The organism is Breoghania sp., from assembly GCF_963674635.1.
Taxonomy (GTDB): Bacteria; Pseudomonadota; Alphaproteobacteria; order Rhizobiales; family Stappiaceae; genus Breoghania.
The window spans coordinates 2,861,460-2,877,641 of the sequence record NZ_OY771475.1 but is presented as its reverse complement, the minus strand read 5'-3'; the positions used below and the strand labels follow the sequence as shown (position 1 = coordinate 2,877,641).

Below are 16,182 nucleotides of genomic sequence, written 5' to 3'. Positions count from 1 at the left end.
ATTGACGTGCAAAGGGGCCGGCGGGCTTGATTTTCTGCGCCGGAACCCTCAAATGCGCAGCACACTTGGTATTTATTCAGCCGTTTCGATGACGGGGACACTATGAGCGACGAGATCAAGAACACCGAAAACGAAGCCGCGATGGATCCCGCCGAGGAGCAGGTGGCAACCAACCCGGATACCGCGCCGGACGCAGAGAGCCTGGCGGCGGAGAACGCCGAGTTGAAGGACCGCACGCTGCGCACGCTTGCGGAGATGGAAAACCTGCGGCGCCGCACCGAGCGCGAGATCGCCGATGCCCGTTCCTATGCGATCGCCAGCTTTGCGCGCGACATGCTGACTGTCGGCGACAATCTGCGCCGCGCGCTGGAAGCCGTGCCGGAGGAAATGCGCGCCAATGCCGACGATGGTCTGAAGTCGCTTCTGGAAGGCGTGGAGATGACCGAGCGCGAAATGCTGAACCAGCTTGAAAAGCACGGTGTGAAGCAAATCGATCCCTCGGGCGAGAAATTCGATCCGAACTTCCATCAGGCCATGTTCGAGGTTCCCAATCCGCAGGTTCCCAACGGCACGGTCGTGCAGGTGGTGCAGACGGGATATGTCATCGGCGAGCGTGTGCTGCGCCCGGCGATGGTCGGGGTTGCTCGCGGAGGCCCCAAAGCGGCGCCGCAAGCCGATGCGCCCGCCGCCGAAGCCGGTCACACGGTCGACAAGACCGCCTGAGGGCGAGGCTTCGATCACGACGGGGCCGCCTGACGCGGCCCCTGTCCTTTCAAGTGTCCGAATCCCGATCCGTTGCGACAAGGCGCTATGCCGGGAACGGCCGACAGGCTAGCCTCGCCGAATGGTTCATTTTCTCCAGATCCTGGATTTTATCGGCGTCGCCGTCTTTGCAATTTCTGGCGGCATCGTGGCGTCGCGCCTGAAGCTCGACATCCTCGCCTTCGTCCTGCTGGCCACATTCACGGGGATCGGTGGGGGCACTTTGCGCGACCTGCTTCTGGGGGTGCCCGTCTTCTGGGTGATCAACCAGACCTATCTCCTGGTCTGCGTGATTGCCGGGGTCGCGACCTGGTTCATGGCGCATCTGGGCGAGGCGCTGGGCAAACCGCTGCGCTGGGCGGATGCAGTGGGCATCGCGTGCTATTCGGTGATGGGAGCGGCAAAGACCCTGACGGTCGTCGACAGGCCCGTTGTGGCCATCATGATGGGCGTGGCGACCGCTGCGTTCGGCGGGGTCATCCGCGATACGGTTGCCCATCAGCCAAGCGCCATCATCAAGGGGGAAATCTATCTGACCGCCGCTTTCGCAGGCGCCTTTTCCTATGTGGCGCTCGTGGCCTTGCACATGCCACCGCGCCCGGCCATCGTCATCGCCGTTCTGGCGGCCTTCATCCTGCGCGCCGGAGCCATCCAGTTTGGCTGGTCCTTGCCCGGCTATCGCGCTCCAGGCAGTGACCCGGAAGCCTGATCGGGCGCGTTTGGGGAAGCCGCGCGGTTGCGATCGGCCCCGGCCAGACGTGGCCAGGGCCGCAAGTTAAACCAGGGATATACGCCGAAGCACCCGCCGCAGGCCTCTTGTACGGCAGCAAAACAGCGCTATCCCTGGACAGGGTATTGGGGAAATGGGCGGGCTACCCCGCCCAAATGGGGGCTTGGCGCTCAGATGGCCGCGAAGGCGGCTTCAAGCTTCTCACGTGTCGGCGTTGCGAGCGTGGCAACGCGTTTCGTGTCGATCATGGCCACCTCCTCTTCAGGATCGATGGCCGAAATCTCCACGCCACTATCGGTTTGCCGGACCACGATATTGCAGGGAAGCGTCACATTGGCGTCGTCCTGCGCCATCAAGAGCCGGTAGGCCACCCCGCGGACATGGGCTTTGCGGGCTGTCTTGTCAGTGTCGTCGTCAGGCGTGGTGATTGGAGCGTTCTTGAGGTCGAGTTCGTTGGTCACTTCGAAGCCGGCGCTCTTCAGCGCGCGTTTCGTACGCCCAAGCACCTCGTCGAAAACGGCATCGACCGTTCGAGCAATGTAGAAGCGCATAGTCACCTCCATCTTTTTTCCTGCCCGGCGGGTCGCCGGACCTTAAGAGGCCTGCCTGGAAGCATGGCAGGTATGGGCGGAAGGTCAAGCCATATGCGCAGTCGTCGCGACAATCCGCCGCGCGACAATGATTGCCGCAACGTCAGCAATCCCTTTGGAAATATTGGGAAAAATTCAACGACAGAACGGCTAGGTCTTCTGGAAGACGTGAACCGCGGCCGCCAGATCCTCGATGGCCGTTCCGGTCGATTTGAAAAGCGTGATCTGATCGTAGAAGCGCCTGCCGGCCTTCTCCCCCCGGCAAAGTTCGAAGAGATCACCGGCGATGTCCTCCGGCGTGATGATGCCATCTGCGAGAGGCTGGACCATGTCGCCGGCCTCTGACAGCGCCCCGCCGCGCGTATCGACAAAAAGACGGGCGCGCTTGATCGCGTCATCGTCGCTTTCGCGCAGATCCGGACGAAACGCACCGACCAGATCCAGATGGCTGCCCTCTTCCAGCCAGACGCCCTTGATCAACGGTTCGGACGAGATCGTGGCGCAGGAAATGACGTCGGCCCCGCGCACGCCTCCTTCCAGGTCTGTGGTGGCGCGCACCGTCAAGCCGCCGGTACCGTCCATGGAACGCGCAAGACGCTCCGCGCTCGCCTCCGTCCGGTTCCAGATCAGGACCTCCGTGATCGGTCGGACGGCGGCGTGGGCGCGGATGAGATAGGGGGAAAGCGCCCCCGCGCCGACCATCAGAAGGCGCGAGCTGTCCTCGCGGGCGAGATAGCTGGCAGCGAGCGCGGACGCGGCAGCCGTGCGCCACAGGGTGATTGCCTGGCCGTCCATGACCGCCAGCGGCTCACCGCTCTGGCCGGACATGAGCATGTAGGTGCCCATGACGGATGGCTTCTGGATCTTTTTGTTGTCGGGGAAGACCGAAACGATCTTCACCCCGATATAGCCGCGCCGGGTGTGGCCCTGGGCCGCGAAATCGTTCCATGCGGGCATCAACAGCAACGTCGCATCCCCTCCGTCGGGGCGGGCGATGTTGTGATGATGGCGCACGGGTGTCTCGATATCCGCGCGGAAGGCGCTGCGAAGCGTCTCCACGAGTTCGCGGAAGGTCATGACACCGTTGATTTCGGCGGCGGTTATGACGCGCATTCCTCACCCCTGGGTCGTTGTCTTGTGTCGTTGCTACGAAGGCGGGGGAAGGTCCGTTGCGCGATGTCGCTCAGGCGGCGCGCTTGCTCCCCGGTGCGGGAAGACCCGGGCGAGACGGGGTTGCGGCCTCGACCTCTTCCTTCAGCCGCTCGGTCTCGTAGCGCAGGCTTCGCGCTTCGCGGCGGTTGGAGCGGGCCTGCTTGCGCCATTTGCCCTGTCGGGCCCATGCGCCGAAGCCGCCCAGAATGATGCCAACGCCAAGGGCGCCAAAAAGCAGCCAGAAAAGCGGAACGGTCAGGGAATAGGCGGGCTGGTCCGGCGAAAGCGGATCCAGAGACAACATCGTTTCGTGCCGGTTGGCGACAGCCAGCAGGACAAGCAATGCGGCGAACAGGGCGACCGGCAGAAAGAGGATAGTCTTGGCGATCCGTTTGAGCACGGTGGGGGAACCTCATGCTGTTAGGCCATCCGCGGCCCGGCGCGGTGTGCGGCGGCGCGTTTCCGGTGGCATACGCAAATCGCGACCATGATGCCGTGATTGCCCATTTACGGCAAGTGGGGGGGCGTCGTTCCATGTGCTGCACGCCGCCGCAGTCAAGCCTGCCTCGCTGCGTCCGGTCTCGCATGGCACGCGTCCAGGGAGACATACAGCCCGAAACCCGCGCGGGAAATCCCGACGATTTCGCACATTTCCGAAAGAAGACAGCGAGAGAACCGGCTCTCGGGGGGCTGAGCGCGCTGTCAATCAGGATATGAGGACTGCGGCAGGCACCGTCCAACCATACCCATACGCCTGCGAGCGTCACACCCGGCAGGCGTCCGGCCAGAGGAGTGTCCGGCCTTTCATAAGATCAATCGTCGTCGTCGTCCGCGCCCAGATCCTTGCCGCCGTTGAGACGCTCGCGCATTTCCTTGCCGGTCTTGAAGAAGGGAACGTACTTCTCCGTGACCTCGACCTTCTGGCCGGTGCGCGGATTGCGACCGATGCGGGCTGGACGGTTCTTGACCGAGAATGCGCCGAAGCCACGCAGCTCCACCCTGTCCCCGCCTTTCAGCGCGGAAATGATCTCGTCCAGGATGGCATTGACGATGTTTTCGACGTCGCGTTGATAAAGATGTGGGTTCTGCTCTGCGATGCGCTGAACCAGTTCGGATTTTATCATTGGTTCGCCCCCCCGCTAACTTCTGCCTTGGCGATCGATGGAGCCTGCCAAACGGATACCAGACCGTCAAGCATAAGTCCCTCCGGCAGCACAATTTTACGAAATTCGGATGCACCAAGTACCGCTTCCGCGACGCCTTGGCCGAAGAGCCGACCCGCCGTTCCGGCCAGTCCAAGCTGGTCCGCCAGCCCGTCCTTCGGCTTCCAGGTGATGACCGGGAGGTTGGCGGGGACGTTATCCTGGGCGCCAAGCCACGCGATCGCGGCGTTTTCTCCGCCGATCTCGTCGATGAGTTTCGCCTCCAGCGCCTGTGCCCCCGTCATGATGCGCCCATCGGCAAGCGCGCGCGTGGCCGCCAGGTCGATATGGCGGCGTTCCGACACGAAACCGACGAACCACTCATAGGTGTCGTTGACGATGGAGGCGATCATGGCGCGGGTTTCCGGCGAGGCGTCGGAATAGAAATCCGGCGTCGCCTTGAGGGGCGCGCTTTTCACCGCGTCCATCTCCACGCCGATGGTCTCAAGCAGTTTCTTGGCATTGCCGAATTGCATGAGCACGCCGATGGAGGCCGTGATCGAGGTGCGCCGCGCAACCACGTGGTCGGCCGCGATGGCAATCATGTACCCGGCCGATGCGCCGACCGTGCCGATATGGGCGGCAACCGGCTTCGTCTTGCGCAGATCCGCGATGGCTTCCACCATGCCCTCGCCGCCGGTCGTCGAGCCTCCGGGGCTGTTGATGGCGAAAAGGACACCCTTCACGGACGGATTTTGCTTGATCTCCTCGATCATCTGCAGCCGGGCCCGATCATCGATGATCAAACCGGAAACATCGACACGGGCGATATGCGGGCGGGACTTGCCTGCCTCGTTCAGGCCGAATGCGGCCCCCCCGGCGATGATGATGGCGGCGACAACGCCAAGGGCGGCAATCACCCGCCAGAAGGTGAGTTTGCGCCGCAGGCGGCGGCGATCGACGATCACGTCGGCATCGAGCGTCATGGGGCTTTTGCCCTCCAATTGTCGCGTATCAGGTAAGGGTCGCGTGTCAGGTCATGATCGCCCAAGCAGAATCGCGCCCCCTGGGAGGTCGCGTGTCATTGCGCGACATATCCTTTGTTGCATCAGGCACTTCAAAAGAAAAGGGCCCGCACGTCAACCGCGCGGACCCTTATCAGTATCGCAGGGTTCTGAAGGGATGTCCCTCAGACCGAGGAATGATTATTCCTCGTCGCCCTCGCCACCTTCGCGCGCCTTCAGAGCGGCACCGAGGATGTCGCCGAGCGAGGCGCCGGCATCGGTCGAGCCGTACTGAGCCACGGCTTCCTTCTCCTCGGCGATTTCCAGCGCCTTGATGGAGAGGGAGATGCGGCGGGTCTTCTTGTCGAACTGCGTGATACGCGCATCGACCTTCTGGCCGACAGAGAAGCGCTCGGGGCGCTGCTCGGCGCGATCGCGCGACAGGTCCGCACGGCGGATGAAGGCCGTCAGATCGCCATCGGCGAGCTTCACTTCCAGACCGGTGTCCTTGACCTCGATGATCTCGCAGGTCACGACGGCGCCCTTGCGGACTTCGCCGGCGCCGGCGGCAGCTTCGAACGGATCGCCTTCAAGCTGCTTGATGCCGAGCGAGATACGCTCCTTGTCGACGTCCACATCGAGAACGGCGGCCTTGACGACGTCGCCCTTCTTGAACTCCTCGATGACAACTTCGCCCGGACGGTTCCAGTCCAGATCGGACAGGTGAACCATGCCGTCGACGTCGCCTTCCAGGCCGATGAACAGGCCGAACTCGGTCTTGTTCTTGACTTCGCCTTCCACGATCGTGCCGACCGGGAACTTCTCGGCGAAGGCATCCCACGGGTTCTGCAGGGTCTGCTTGAGGCCCAGCGAGATGCGGCGCTTGACCGGATCCACCTCGAGCACCATCACCTCGACCTCCTGGGAGGTGGCGACGATCTTGCCCGGATGGATGTTCTTCTTGGTCCAGCTCATCTCGGAAACGTGGATCAGGCCTTCGATGCCCGGCTCCAGTTCCACGAACGCACCGTAGTCGGTGATGTTCGTGACGCGACCGGTGAAGCGCGCGTTGACCGGGTACTTGGCTTCGATGCCTTCCCACGGATCCGCTTCCAGCTGCTTCATGCCGAGCGAGATACGGTGGGTTTCCTGGTTGACGCGGATGATCTGCACCTTGACCGTCTGACCGATGGACAGAACCTCGGACGGATGGTTGATGCGGCGCCACGCGATGTCGGTGACATGCAGCAGGCCGTCGATGCCGCCGAGGTCGACGAACGCACCGTAATCGGTGATGTTCTTGACCACGCCTTCCACGACCTGACCCTCTTCGAGGCTCTGGACCAGTTCCGAACGCTGCTCGGCGCGGGTCTCTTCCAGAACGACACGACGGGACACGACGATGTTGCCGCGACGCTTGTCCATCTTGAGGATCTGGAAGGGCTGCGGGGTGTGCATCAGCGGGCCGACGTCGCGCACCGGGCGGATATCGACCTGCGAGCGCGGCAGGAAGGCCACGGCGCCGTCGAGATCGACGGTGAAGCCACCCTTGACCTGGTTGAAGATCTGGCCGGTAACCTTCTCGCCCTTCTCGAAGGACACTTCCAGACGGACCCAGCTCTCTTCGCGGCGAGCCTTGTCGCGCGACAGGACGGCCTCACCGAGCGCGTTCTCGACGCGCTCCAGGTAAACCTCGACAATGTCGCCGATCTTCATTTCGCCGTCACGTGCCTTGGCGCCGAATTCCTTCAGCGGCACGCGGCCTTCGACCTTGAGCCCGACGTCGATGACGGCGAGGTCCTTTTCGAAGCCGATCACCGTCCCCTTGATGACGGTGCCTTCCTGCATCTCCGAACCGCCATAGGTTTCGTCGAGCAGCGCAGCAAAATCCTCGGTAGAGGGATTAAAAGCAGTCATTTAAACTCCATAGCCATCTCTGGCATGCACCGGTGGTTTGTGTTGCGTTTGTCCGCGAGGTCCAGCCGGTTCCCCGTTTCGGGAAACATCCCTTCCGCACCAGGGGCGGAAGGGCCGGTGCAGGCGCCTGGGCCCGCGGGCAGTCTTGAATTCCGATAGCTTTGCTTGTGTCCCGTACAGGGTGGCGCCGCGACGGGCGGCTGCGAAACCCGGGTTTTAGGCCGGGCCGGTCGCAAGAGGACGAGACGAAAACCTAGAGGCAAAAACGACCGCACCGGCGGAGCCGGGTGCGGATACTGCTCCTCCGCTCAGGCAATGGCAGACGGACATGGAGCCCGGAATGCCAAAAAGGGCGCATGCGTCATGCTCCCTTCGCCGTTCCGCCCTCAGATGCCGTCGATGATATCCACAGCCTTACGGAACGCGGTCTCTATATCCATTTCCGACGTATCGAGCAAGTGCGCATCGGCCGCTGGCCTTAACGGACTGTCCGCGCGCGTGGTGTCGCGCTCGTCTCGACGCTGCAGGTCGGCGAGGATCTCGGCGTAATCGGCATCGAGCCCACGGCCTGCCAGTTCATCTGTGCGACGCCGCGCGCGCACCTGCGGCGAGGCGGTGACATAGAGCTTCACATCCGCATCCGGGCACACCACCGTACCGATATCGCGCCCGTCGAGAACCGCGCCGGGCTCCTGCTCGCCGAAGCGGCGCTGCGCCTCCACCAGAACCTTGCGAACCCGCGGCATGACCGCGATGCGCGAGGCTGCCTCGCCAACCTCGTGCAGCGACAGGGCTGCGCGATCGAGCGCGGAAAGATCGACCCTGGCTGCAACCCCGCTTGCGGCATCCTCGTCATCAAGCGCGATGCCCGCCGTCAGCATGGCGGCCGCGGCCGCCCGATAGGTGAGGCCGGTGTCCAGGTGGTGAAGCCCGAAATGCTCCGCCAGCCTGCGTGCAAGGGTGCCCTTGCCAGAGGCCGCGGGGCCGTCAATGGCGATGATCATGCCGCAGCCCCCGTCGTCGTTTCGATGGAGCCGCCCAGTTCGGCGAAAAGCTCGGTAAAACCGGGAAAGCTGGTCGCGATCGGCGCGCCATCGTCGACGCTGACCGGCTTGTCGCTGGCGAGACCCAGCACAAGGAAGCTCATGGCGATGCGGTGATCGAGATGGGTGGTGACCGTTCCGCCGCCGGCAACGCTTTGCGCGCCCCTGACCAAAAGCCAGTCCGGGCCCTTCTCGTGCGGCACGCCATTTGCCGTCAGGCCGTCCGCGACAGCCGCCAGTCGGTCGCTTTCCTTCACGGTCAACTCATGCAGCCCGAGCATGCGGGTTTCGCCCTCGGCAAAGGCCGCGGCCATGGAAAGGACCGGATATTCGTCGATCATTGATGGCGCGCGTTCCGCCGGAACGGTGACGCCCTTGAGCTTCGAATGTCGGGCCCGCACATCGCCCAGCTTCTCGCCGCCCGTCTCGCGTACATTCTCGATCGTCAGATCCGCGCCCATTTCGCGAAGCGTCGTGAAGAGGCCGGTGCGGTGCGGGTTGAGGAGAACGTTTTCCACCGTCACGTCGGAACCGGGGACGATGAGCGCGGCCACGATCATGAAGGCGGCCGATGACGGGTCGCCGGGAACGGTGATCGCCTGCGGTTTCAATTCGCACTGGCCCTTGAGGCGCATCACGCGCTCGCCGGCCTCGTTCTGGGTGATCTCAAGTTCCGCTCCGAAGCCGAGCAGCATGCGTTCTGTGTGATCGCGCGTCGCAATGGGTTCGATGACGGTGGTGATGCCCGGCGCGTTGAGCCCGGCCAGCAGGACGGCGGACTTGACCTGCGCGGAGGGCACCGGCACGCGATAGGTGATCGGCAGCGCGGTCTGCGGCCCGCGTATGGTCAGCGGCAGTCGGTCGCCGGAACGCGCCAGAACTTCCGCGCCCATTTCGCGAAGCGGCTCCAGCACCCGGCCCATCGGGCGGCGCGAGAGCGAGGCATCGCCGATGAATGTGGTGGTGATGGCATGGCTCGCCACAAGCCCCATGGTCAGGCGCGCGCCGGTACCCGCATTGCCGAAATCGAGAACGCGGTCGGGTTCGCACAATCCCCCAACCCCGACGCCTTCCACGCGCCATGCGCCTTCGCCGACGCGTTCCACGCGCGCGCCGAGCGCGCGCATCGCGGAACCTGTGGACAAGACGTCCTCGGCTTCCAGCAGTCCCTCGATTTGCGTTTCTCCCACCGAAAGTGCGCCGAACATCAGCGATCGGTGCGAAATCGACTTGTCGCCCGGCACGCGGATTCGCCCGGAAAGTGCGCCGCCGGAACGGGCGGACATCGGTTTCGTCGCATGGCTCATGGGTCGGCTCATCATCCTTGTCTGCGGCACGTCCGGTGTCTGCCGGGTGGCCTGTATCGGCGCATTTGCATCCCTTTGGGCGCCTGTCGGCAGATTACCGCAGGCTTGAAAACCGGACGCCTTTTCGCAATTTGGCTACCGGTTGAAAAAGGTCTTCGCAACCTTCGTCAACATTTAGCGGTGTGCTTTGCGCGCAAGCCGCATTGAAACTGCGTTTATATGCGGCCACGATGGGTTGGTTTCCTACCATGCCGCTCAGAGTTCGTCATCTCGGCAGTCGTGTTTTCGCGTAAGGCCGATATTACGCTTTGACAGGCGAGCATTTCGGTGGTTATGGGGACGCAGATCAGCGCAAAATTGATGATTACACAGGGTTTGAAATCGTGGCGAAACCGGATCTTGGGACAAAGCAGCTGTGCCCCAGTTGCGGAACTAAATTTTTCGATCTCAACAGAACACCGATCACCTGTCCGAAATGCGGCACCATCCTGAGCCCGGCGGCGACAGGGCCCCGGCCGTCCAAGGCGAACAAGCCTGCCAAGGTAGTGGCGCCGGAGGCGGATGAGGAAGAGGATCTGGAGGTCGAAGGCGCGGAAGTGATGTCGCTTGAGGACGCCGATGCGGAAGCAACGGCGACCGGCAAGGCCGATGTCGATCTGGACGACGACGACATCGAGGACATCGATGACGGCGACGCCGATGATGACGCGTTCCTGGCGGATGAAGACGATGATGACGATGACACCATTCCAGGGGTTGTCGTGGAGCGCGACGACGAGGATTGAGTTCCGAAGGAACCCGATCGTTCCTACCAGGACGGATGTGTCGTCTTATGGCAGCGGGATGGGGATGGGGGTCCCGGTTCCGCTGTTTTCCCCAGCCTGAAAAGGGCTGGAAATGGCGGGAAATGGGGGCGAGTTGAAAACAGTGCAAACTGGCGCTTGACATACTCGCCCGTCTGACTATTTTCCGCTCGCAACACGGCGTCGGGGCCGTTCCCAACACCCGACATGAGAGTGGGGCCATAGCTCAGTTGGGAGAGCGCTTGAATGGCATTCAAGAGGTCGTCGGTTCGATTCCGATTGGCTCCACCATCTCCTCTCTTCCTTCCGACATGATTGATATGTTTGGCCACAGGCATGAAGCCTTCGTGGCGTGTCGCGACGTGTGTCTGCGTCCGGGGCCGTTTGCGATAGCCACGTGTCGCGCTGCGGCGGGGTTCCCTGCCAAGGACGGCGCGACGGTCGCACAATCCTCCGGAAGGCGTCCCTTTCGAGGCAAATTGGCCTTTCAAGGCAAATTGGCGTGCTGAACGCACAGGCTGGGCGCACGGGCAAGACATGAGCTGCCCGCGCTTTTGTGGATCCAGACGAACAGAAGACCCCACAGAAGCGGAGGATGTCGGGTCTTGAAGACAGGGGACAGCCCTGAGAGGCTTATTCAGGCGCGCAAGCCTCAGCCTGCGGCGAAGGTGTCCATGAGCCAGTTCGCCGTCGCCAGAACCCCGGCATCGTTGCCCATGGCCCCGACAATCTGAACACCAATCGGACGGCCGTGCGGGTCGGCCAGAATCGGAACGCTGCAGGCGGGAAGACCGAGCAGGCTCCATGTCCGGTTGAAGGCGGGGTTGCCGGTTCCCGAATTCCAGTCGGGGGCCGCTCCGCAGGTCGCGGGCGTCAGCCACACCGCATCAGCCGCAAGGCTTGCAACAGCTGCCGCACGAAGGCCGGTCATGGCCTGTCTGTCCGCATGGCGCTGAGCGGCGCTCATGGCGCGGCCTTCCGCCAACTGATCCGCCAGACCGGGCGAGAGCAGATGCGGTGCTATCGCCGCCTCATGGGCCAGCGCCTCGCTGCCCTCTGTCGCCATGATCCGGGCATGAAGATCCATCACCCCATCAAGACGGGCGACGAAGGGGGCGGGCAGCGTCTCGGCAAGCGTAACGCCGGTTGCCTCCAGATCGCGTTCGAAAGCCTCCCATGCGGTGACGAGATCGGCTTCGGCTGCGTGCCAGGCATTGGAACGGAAAAGCCCAAGCCTGGACGGGCGACGTGCTGTCTGCGGCAGGGCGAAGTCCAGGCCGGTCAATGCCTGTAAGGCAAAAACGATATCCGGCACGTCGCGGGCGAAAAGCCCGACCGTGTCGAGGCTGCGCGACAGCGGCGAGACACCGCCTGGCTCGATCAGATCGAAGGATGGCTTGTAACCGACCACACCACAAAACGACGCCGGGCGGATGACCGAGCCGGACGTCTGCGTCCCGAAGGCAAGCGGAACCATTCCGGCAGAAACGGCGGCAGCAGAGCCGGAGGACGAGCCGCCGGGCGTGCGGCCGGAGGCCGCCGGATTCTGTGTGCGGCTGGCCTTGTAGCCGGCAAATTCCGTGGTTTCCGTCTTGCCGAGAATGATCGCTCCGGCGGCACGCGCGATGGCGACGGAGGCAGCATCGAAATCTGCGATGCGATCCGCCCAGATCGGCGATCCGCACCGCCAGGGCAGGTTCTTTGCCGCGAAAATATCCTTCACGCCAAACCCGACGCCATGCAGGGCTCCGCCATCGGGGCCACGGTCCAGTGCGCGGGCGGCCTCCAGCGCGCCTTGCCTGTCCACCGCAACCCATGCCTCGACCGTCGGCTCCAGAGCGTCGATGCGGTCGAGCAGATCTCGCGTGGCCTGTTCGGCGGTGATCTTGCCGGATGCAATGGCGGTGCGGGTTTCAACCGCACTCAGGAGGGGGGCCGAGTTCGTGTTCATGACAGGGCTCCGGTCCAGTCCGCGATGGCGGCGCTGTAGATGGCCTGCGCCTGCTGGAGACGCAGGACGCTGACGCTCTCGTCGGTCTTGTGCGCCATTTCCGCCTCGCCCGGCCCCAGGATGATTGTGGGCACATTGTCGAGTGCAGGCGTGAAAACCGAGGCGTCCGTGAAATAGGGCATGCAGGAGGGAGCCGGATCCGCACCGGCCAGCCTCACCGCATGGGCTGTGATGCTGGCGATCCACGGATCTTGCGGATCTGTCCAGACCGCGGGCAGATCGATGATGGTCTCGATTTCGATCTGGGTCCCGATCCGTCCGATCAGGGCTGCGCGCATGGAGGCATGTTCTGCGCCCGCAACGGAGCGCATGTCGAGCGCGACTTCGCAATAGTCTGGGACCGAATTGGTATTGAGCCCACCGCGGATGGTGCCGACATTCGAGGTGCATAGGCCCATGACGGGATGGGCCGGGCCGGGCACGAAGCCCTCAATGGCGACAAGCGCATGGGCCATGCCCATGACCGCATTGACGCCTTCCTGCGGCATGGAACCGTGGCTGGTCACGCCGTGCGCCTTGAGCCGGAGCCAGAGCGCGCCCTTGTGACCGGGCACGGCGCGGTTGTCGGTGGGCTCAGCCACCACGAGCGCACCGATCTTCGGCAATCCGCCGGCTTCAACGAGGGCCTTGGCGCCGTCGCTTCCCGTTTCCTCGCCGCCCGTCAGCAACAGGACGATGCCGCCGGGAGGTGTCGGGCTTTCCAGCACCGCGCACAGGAAGGCGGCGACGCCGCCCTTCATGTCCGCCGAACCGCGGCCATGCAGCCGCCCGTTCTCGACCACGCCCGCATGTGGCGGGTGCACCCAGGGCGCATCGCCAAGGGGAACGGTGTCGAGATGGCCGGTAAAGGCAAGGGCTGCGGCGTCGGCGCTGAGCCCTTTGGTGGCAACAAGGCTGCAGCGCCGGTCTCCGCTCTCAACGAGACGACACTCGAAGTCGGCCCCTTCCAGAAGGTCCTTGAGGAACGCCATGGCGGCGGCCTCGTCGCCCGGCGGATTGATCGTGTCGAAGGCGATGAGCTTGCGCGTGAGTTCGGTGACGTCCATTTCCTGGTCTTTCTATCCGAAATAGGCTGCGTGAACGGCGCTGTCCTTTGACAGGGCTTCGGCTGTTCCCTCGCCGACAAGCTTGCCGCCGGAAAGCACGTAGCCGTAGTCGGCGATCGCCAGCGTCTGGCGCACGTTCTGCTCCACGAGGAAGACGGTGATGCCCTGTTCACGGATGCCCTCGATGATGCGGAAATTCTCCTTCACGTAGAGCGGAGAAAGACCGAGCGAGGGCTCGTCGATCAGCAGGATATCGGGCGCACCCATCAGGCCGCGCCCGATGGAAACCATCGCCTGTTCGCCGCCCGACATGGTGCCCGCCAGCTGGTCGCGGCGGGAATTGAGCTGCGGGAAGGTCTCGAAGACCTTTTCCATGCGCTCCTTGATGACCTTGGTATCGGCCACCTGGAAGGCCCCGAGGCGCAGGTTCTCCATCACGGTCAGCTTGGGAAACATCTTGCGCCCTTCCGGGATCGCAGCGATGCCACGGCTGATGATCTTGTGCGTCGGCAGATTTACGATGTTCTCGCCATTGAGCAGGATCTCGCCCGTGTGAGGACGGGTGAGCCCGAGGATCGCGCGGATCAGGGTGGACTTGCCGGCCCCGTTAGAGCCGAGCAGGCAGGTGATCTTGCCGGGCTCGATGTTGAGCGAGATGTCGTGCAGGACATCGGCCTTGTCATAGGCCGCATAGAGCCCCTTGATTTCGATACGGGCCATCAGTCCACCCCCAGATATGCGTTCTGGACCTCGGGGTCCGCAGCGATTTCGGCATAGACGCCTTCGGCGATCTTCTTGCCGTAGCTCAGCACCACGCAACGGTCGGTGATCCGTTCGATCACGCCCATCTCGTGTTCCACGATGATGATCGACAGGCCTTCGCCGCGCGCCCGCACGTCGAGAATGTCGGACATGAGCTGATCGGTCTCGTCATGGGTCATGCCCGCGGACGGTTCGTCGAGAAGCAGCAGGCGGGGATTGGAGATCAGTGCACGGCAGATCTCGATCCGCCGCCGCTCGATCATCGGCAGCGCGCCGACGGGATCGAACATGCGGTCTGCGAGGTTGCCGGAGAAGGTGGCCACGAGGGACCGCGCCGTCTCGAAGGTTTCCTCGAACTGCTGGCGCAAGGCCTTGCGGTTCATCAGGTTCGCCCAAAGGCCCTGGGGCAGGCGCGAGGTGTCGCCGATCATGATGTTGTCGTAGATCGACAGGTCGAGACACAGGCGCGAACGCTGGAACGTGCGCACGATCCCCGCCTCGTAGACCTGACGGGGCCCGATATCGGTGATGTCCTTGCCGTCGAACAGAACCTGGCCGCCGGACGTGGGATAGATGCCGGTCAACAGATTGAAGCTCGTCGTCTTGCCGGAACCGTTGGGACCGATCAGACCCAGAATCTCGCCGCGGCCGAGGTGCATGTTGAAATGGTTGAGCGCCGTCACACCGCCAAAGCGTTTGCTCAGGTCTCTGAATTCAAGAAGCGGAGACGTCATTTTCCGTTGCTCCAGCCCGGGAAGTAGTTGCGGATCTGGCGGGGCAGCAGGCCTTCGGGCCTGAACAGAAGCACAAGGATCACCAGACACGAGAACAGCAGGAACCGATATTCCTGGAGGATCTGAAGTTTCTCTGGCAGCAGCACGACAATGGCTGCCGCAAGAGCGCCGCCCCAGGGGCTCCCCATGCCGCCCAGCAGCACGATGGAGACCATCAGCAGGCTGTCGGCGAAGGTGAAGGATGTGGGCGCGATGAAACTGATCATCATGCCGTAGACCGCTCCGGCGATGCCAAGGATCAGGTTTCCGGTCAGGAAGGCGAGGATCTTGGTGCGGTGTACGGAGATGCCGAAACAGGCGGCCGCCGTCTCATCGAGACGCACCGCATCCATGTGCAACCCGAGCCAGCTGCGCTCCAGCCGCCGCACGAGGCAGAAGATCACCGCCGCCAGCACGATCGTGAAGAGCGTGTAGTTCAGGTAGAACGAGGTGTTTTCGCCGAAAATGGTGGGGGCGTTGTTGAAGTCCCAGCCGAAGAGCTTCATGGAATCGACCATCAGCCCCTGCGGTCCGCCGAGGATCTCGTTCACTTCCAGAAAGGTCTTGAACAACACGCCGAAGGCGATGGTGACCACGGCGGAATAATGACCGGCGGTGCGCACGATCGGGTAGACCAGCGCCATGCTGAGGATCATCGACACGATGCCGCCGGCAAGCAGGATCAGCAGGGAGGGCATCCAGGGCTGGGTACCGAGAACGGCTGCGGTGTAGGCGCCCGCGCCGAAGAAGGCCGCGCCTGCGAAATTCACCATGCCCGTGTAGCCGAACTGGATGTTCAGGCCGAGCGAGGCGATGAAATAGAGCAGGGTGGTTGTCAGCATCAGAAGCGGGAAATGCTGATCCCACAGGGCAAGCGCAACGGCGATGGCGCCAAGCATCGCGCCGCCATTCAGCGTCATTTCGTAGTCGGCCCAGGACGTCTTGATCTGGGTGCCAAAGCCGGTTTTCCAGCTCGCCAGCACCGCGGCGAGGGCGAGGCCGAGAAGGCTTGCGACTTCCCAGTCCTGCTCAACCGTCAGGATGGCCCAGCCATAGAGCGAGATGGCGAGGATGGTGGCTGCGCCGGGAAGAAGGCTCTTCTGCCGGGCAGGCGCTTGGAGGGCGGTGTCACTCATCGGA

Annotated in this window: 16 protein-coding genes and 1 tRNA gene; 4 read left to right on the top strand and 13 right to left on the bottom strand. The window is 63.4% G+C overall.

Annotated features, from left to right (window positions below; genetic code table 11):
* Positions 1-141 precede the first annotated feature (141 nt).
* Together grpE and ABGM93_RS12530 are read left to right on the top strand one after the other, a co-directional pair.
* Positions 142-723 carry a nucleotide exchange factor GrpE gene (gene grpE / locus ABGM93_RS12535; protein WP_321505869.1) on the top strand — a complete coding sequence of 194 codons (582 nt, stop codon included), beginning with the start codon at positions 142-144 and terminating at the stop codon, positions 721-723.
* 121 nt (positions 724-844) lie between these two features.
* Positions 845-1,471 carry a trimeric intracellular cation channel family protein gene (locus ABGM93_RS12530; protein WP_321499918.1) on the top strand — a complete coding sequence of 209 codons (627 nt, stop codon included), beginning with the start codon at positions 845-847 and terminating at the stop codon, positions 1,469-1,471.
* A gap of 191 nt (positions 1,472-1,662) precedes the next feature.
* Here the strand turns inward: ABGM93_RS12530 and ABGM93_RS12525 are convergent, their stop codons facing one another.
* The 8 genes from ABGM93_RS12525 to aroA all read right to left on the bottom strand — a co-directional run bounded on the left by ABGM93_RS12525 (position 1,663) and on the right by aroA (position 9,647).
* Positions 1,663-2,043, bottom strand: a complete 381-nt coding sequence (locus tag ABGM93_RS12525; protein WP_321499916.1) for a DUF302 domain-containing protein — start codon at positions 2,041-2,043, stop codon at positions 1,663-1,665.
* Between the two features lie 189 nt (positions 2,044-2,232).
* Positions 2,233-3,195, bottom strand: coding sequence for an ornithine cyclodeaminase family protein (locus ABGM93_RS12520; protein ID WP_321499913.1), 963 nt, complete (start codon positions 3,193-3,195; stop codon positions 2,233-2,235).
* A gap of 70 nt (positions 3,196-3,265) precedes the next feature.
* Positions 3,266-3,634 carry a LapA family protein gene (locus tag ABGM93_RS12515; protein WP_321499911.1) on the bottom strand — a complete coding sequence of 123 codons (369 nt, stop codon included), beginning with the start codon at positions 3,632-3,634 and terminating at the stop codon, positions 3,266-3,268.
* Between the two features lie 412 nt (positions 3,635-4,046).
* Positions 4,047-4,358 carry an integration host factor subunit beta gene (locus tag ABGM93_RS12510; protein ID WP_321499909.1) on the bottom strand — a complete coding sequence of 104 codons (312 nt, stop codon included), beginning with the start codon at positions 4,356-4,358 and terminating at the stop codon, positions 4,047-4,049.
* Entirely contained in the window at positions 4,355-5,362 is a 1,008-nt protein-coding gene (gene sppA, locus ABGM93_RS12505) for a signal peptide peptidase SppA (RefSeq protein WP_321499907.1), read from the bottom strand. The genes ABGM93_RS12510 and sppA overlap by 4 nt, the downstream gene beginning before the upstream one ends.
* A gap of 219 nt (positions 5,363-5,581) precedes the next feature.
* Positions 5,582-7,297: a 30S ribosomal protein S1 gene (rpsA, locus tag ABGM93_RS12500; protein ID WP_321499905.1), complete on the bottom strand. Its 1,716-nt coding sequence runs from the start codon at positions 7,295-7,297 to the stop codon at positions 5,582-5,584.
* A 386-nt stretch (positions 7,298-7,683) separates the two neighbouring features.
* Positions 7,684-8,301 carry a (d)CMP kinase gene (cmk, locus tag ABGM93_RS12495; RefSeq protein ID WP_321499904.1) on the bottom strand — a complete coding sequence of 206 codons (618 nt, stop codon included), beginning with the start codon at positions 8,299-8,301 and terminating at the stop codon, positions 7,684-7,686.
* A complete protein-coding gene (gene aroA / locus ABGM93_RS12490; RefSeq protein ID WP_321499902.1) occupies positions 8,298-9,647 on the bottom strand; it encodes a 3-phosphoshikimate 1-carboxyvinyltransferase in 1,350 nt (449 codons plus the stop codon). Before aroA ends, cmk begins: the two co-directional genes overlap by 4 nt.
* Before the next feature lie 383 nt (positions 9,648-10,030).
* Between aroA and ABGM93_RS12485 the strand changes: the two genes are divergently transcribed.
* Positions 10,031-10,432 (top strand): TIGR02300 family protein, encoded by a 402-nt coding sequence (locus ABGM93_RS12485; RefSeq protein WP_321334995.1) that lies wholly within the window; start codon positions 10,031-10,033, stop codon positions 10,430-10,432.
* A gap of 233 nt (positions 10,433-10,665) precedes the next feature.
* Positions 10,666-10,741: transfer RNA gene (locus ABGM93_RS12480), tRNA-Ala, on the top strand.
* Positions 10,742-11,102: 361 nt separating this feature from the next.
* On the opposite strand, the gene ABGM93_RS12475 is transcribed toward ABGM93_RS12480, so the two are convergent.
* Genes ABGM93_RS12475 through ABGM93_RS12455 form a run of 5 tightly spaced genes read right to left on the bottom strand, consistent with a single transcriptional unit; the run spans position 11,103 to position 16,178 of the window.
* Positions 11,103-12,401 (bottom strand): amidase, encoded by a 1,299-nt coding sequence (locus ABGM93_RS12475; RefSeq protein ID WP_321499899.1) that lies wholly within the window; start codon positions 12,399-12,401, stop codon positions 11,103-11,105.
* On the bottom strand, positions 12,398-13,507 hold the full coding sequence (locus tag ABGM93_RS12470) for a M20 family metallopeptidase (protein WP_321499897.1): 1,110 nt from the start codon (positions 13,505-13,507) through the stop codon (positions 12,398-12,400). The genes ABGM93_RS12475 and ABGM93_RS12470 overlap by 4 nt, the downstream gene beginning before the upstream one ends.
* A 12-nt stretch (positions 13,508-13,519) precedes the next feature.
* Positions 13,520-14,227 carry an ABC transporter ATP-binding protein gene (locus ABGM93_RS12465; RefSeq protein WP_321499895.1) on the bottom strand — a complete coding sequence of 236 codons (708 nt, stop codon included), beginning with the start codon at positions 14,225-14,227 and terminating at the stop codon, positions 13,520-13,522.
* Complete coding sequence (locus ABGM93_RS12460) at positions 14,227-15,003, bottom strand: ABC transporter ATP-binding protein (protein WP_319772486.1); 777 nt, start codon at positions 15,001-15,003, stop codon at positions 14,227-14,229. The genes ABGM93_RS12465 and ABGM93_RS12460 overlap by 1 nt, the downstream gene beginning before the upstream one ends.
* Positions 15,000-16,178 carry a branched-chain amino acid ABC transporter permease gene (locus ABGM93_RS12455; RefSeq protein WP_321499892.1) on the bottom strand — a complete coding sequence of 393 codons (1,179 nt, stop codon included), beginning with the start codon at positions 16,176-16,178 and terminating at the stop codon, positions 15,000-15,002. The genes ABGM93_RS12460 and ABGM93_RS12455 overlap by 4 nt, the downstream gene beginning before the upstream one ends.
* Positions 16,179-16,182: the final 4 nt, after the last annotated feature.

Bases quoted from the DNA above. Each gene is read 5' to 3' on its own strand.
- grpE (WP_321505869.1), top strand. From the start codon at position 142: ATGGATCCCGCCGAGGAGCAGGTGGCAACCAACCCGGATACCGCGCCG.
- ABGM93_RS12530 (WP_321499918.1), top strand. From the start codon at position 845: ATGGTTCATTTTCTCCAGATCCTGGATTTTATCGGCGTCGCCGTCTTT.
- ABGM93_RS12525 (WP_321499916.1), bottom strand. From the start codon at position 2,043: ATGCGCTTCTACATTGCTCGAACGGTCGATGCCGTTTTCGACGAGGTG.
- ABGM93_RS12520 (WP_321499913.1), bottom strand. From the start codon at position 3,195: ATGCGCGTCATAACCGCCGCCGAAATCAACGGTGTCATGACCTTCCGC.
- ABGM93_RS12510 (WP_321499909.1), bottom strand. From the start codon at position 4,358: ATGATAAAATCCGAACTGGTTCAGCGCATCGCAGAGCAGAACCCACAT.
- sppA (WP_321499907.1), bottom strand. From the start codon at position 5,362: ATGACGCTCGATGCCGACGTGATCGTCGATCGCCGCCGCCTGCGGCGC.
- rpsA (WP_321499905.1), bottom strand. From the start codon at position 7,297: ATGACTGCTTTTAATCCCTCTACCGAGGATTTTGCTGCGCTGCTCGAC.
- cmk (WP_321499904.1), bottom strand. From the start codon at position 8,301: ATGATCATCGCCATTGACGGCCCCGCGGCCTCTGGCAAGGGCACCCTT.
- aroA (WP_321499902.1), bottom strand. From the start codon at position 9,647: ATGAGCCATGCGACGAAACCGATGTCCGCCCGTTCCGGCGGCGCACTT.
- ABGM93_RS12475 (WP_321499899.1), bottom strand. From the start codon at position 12,401: ATGAACACGAACTCGGCCCCCCTCCTGAGTGCGGTTGAAACCCGCACC.
- ABGM93_RS12470 (WP_321499897.1), bottom strand. From the start codon at position 13,507: ATGGACGTCACCGAACTCACGCGCAAGCTCATCGCCTTCGACACGATC.
- ABGM93_RS12465 (WP_321499895.1), bottom strand. From the start codon at position 14,227: ATGGCCCGTATCGAAATCAAGGGGCTCTATGCGGCCTATGACAAGGCC.
- ABGM93_RS12460 (WP_319772486.1), bottom strand. From the start codon at position 15,003: ATGACGTCTCCGCTTCTTGAATTCAGAGACCTGAGCAAACGCTTTGGC.
- ABGM93_RS12455 (WP_321499892.1), bottom strand. From the start codon at position 16,178: ATGAGTGACACCGCCCTCCAAGCGCCTGCCCGGCAGAAGAGCCTTCTT.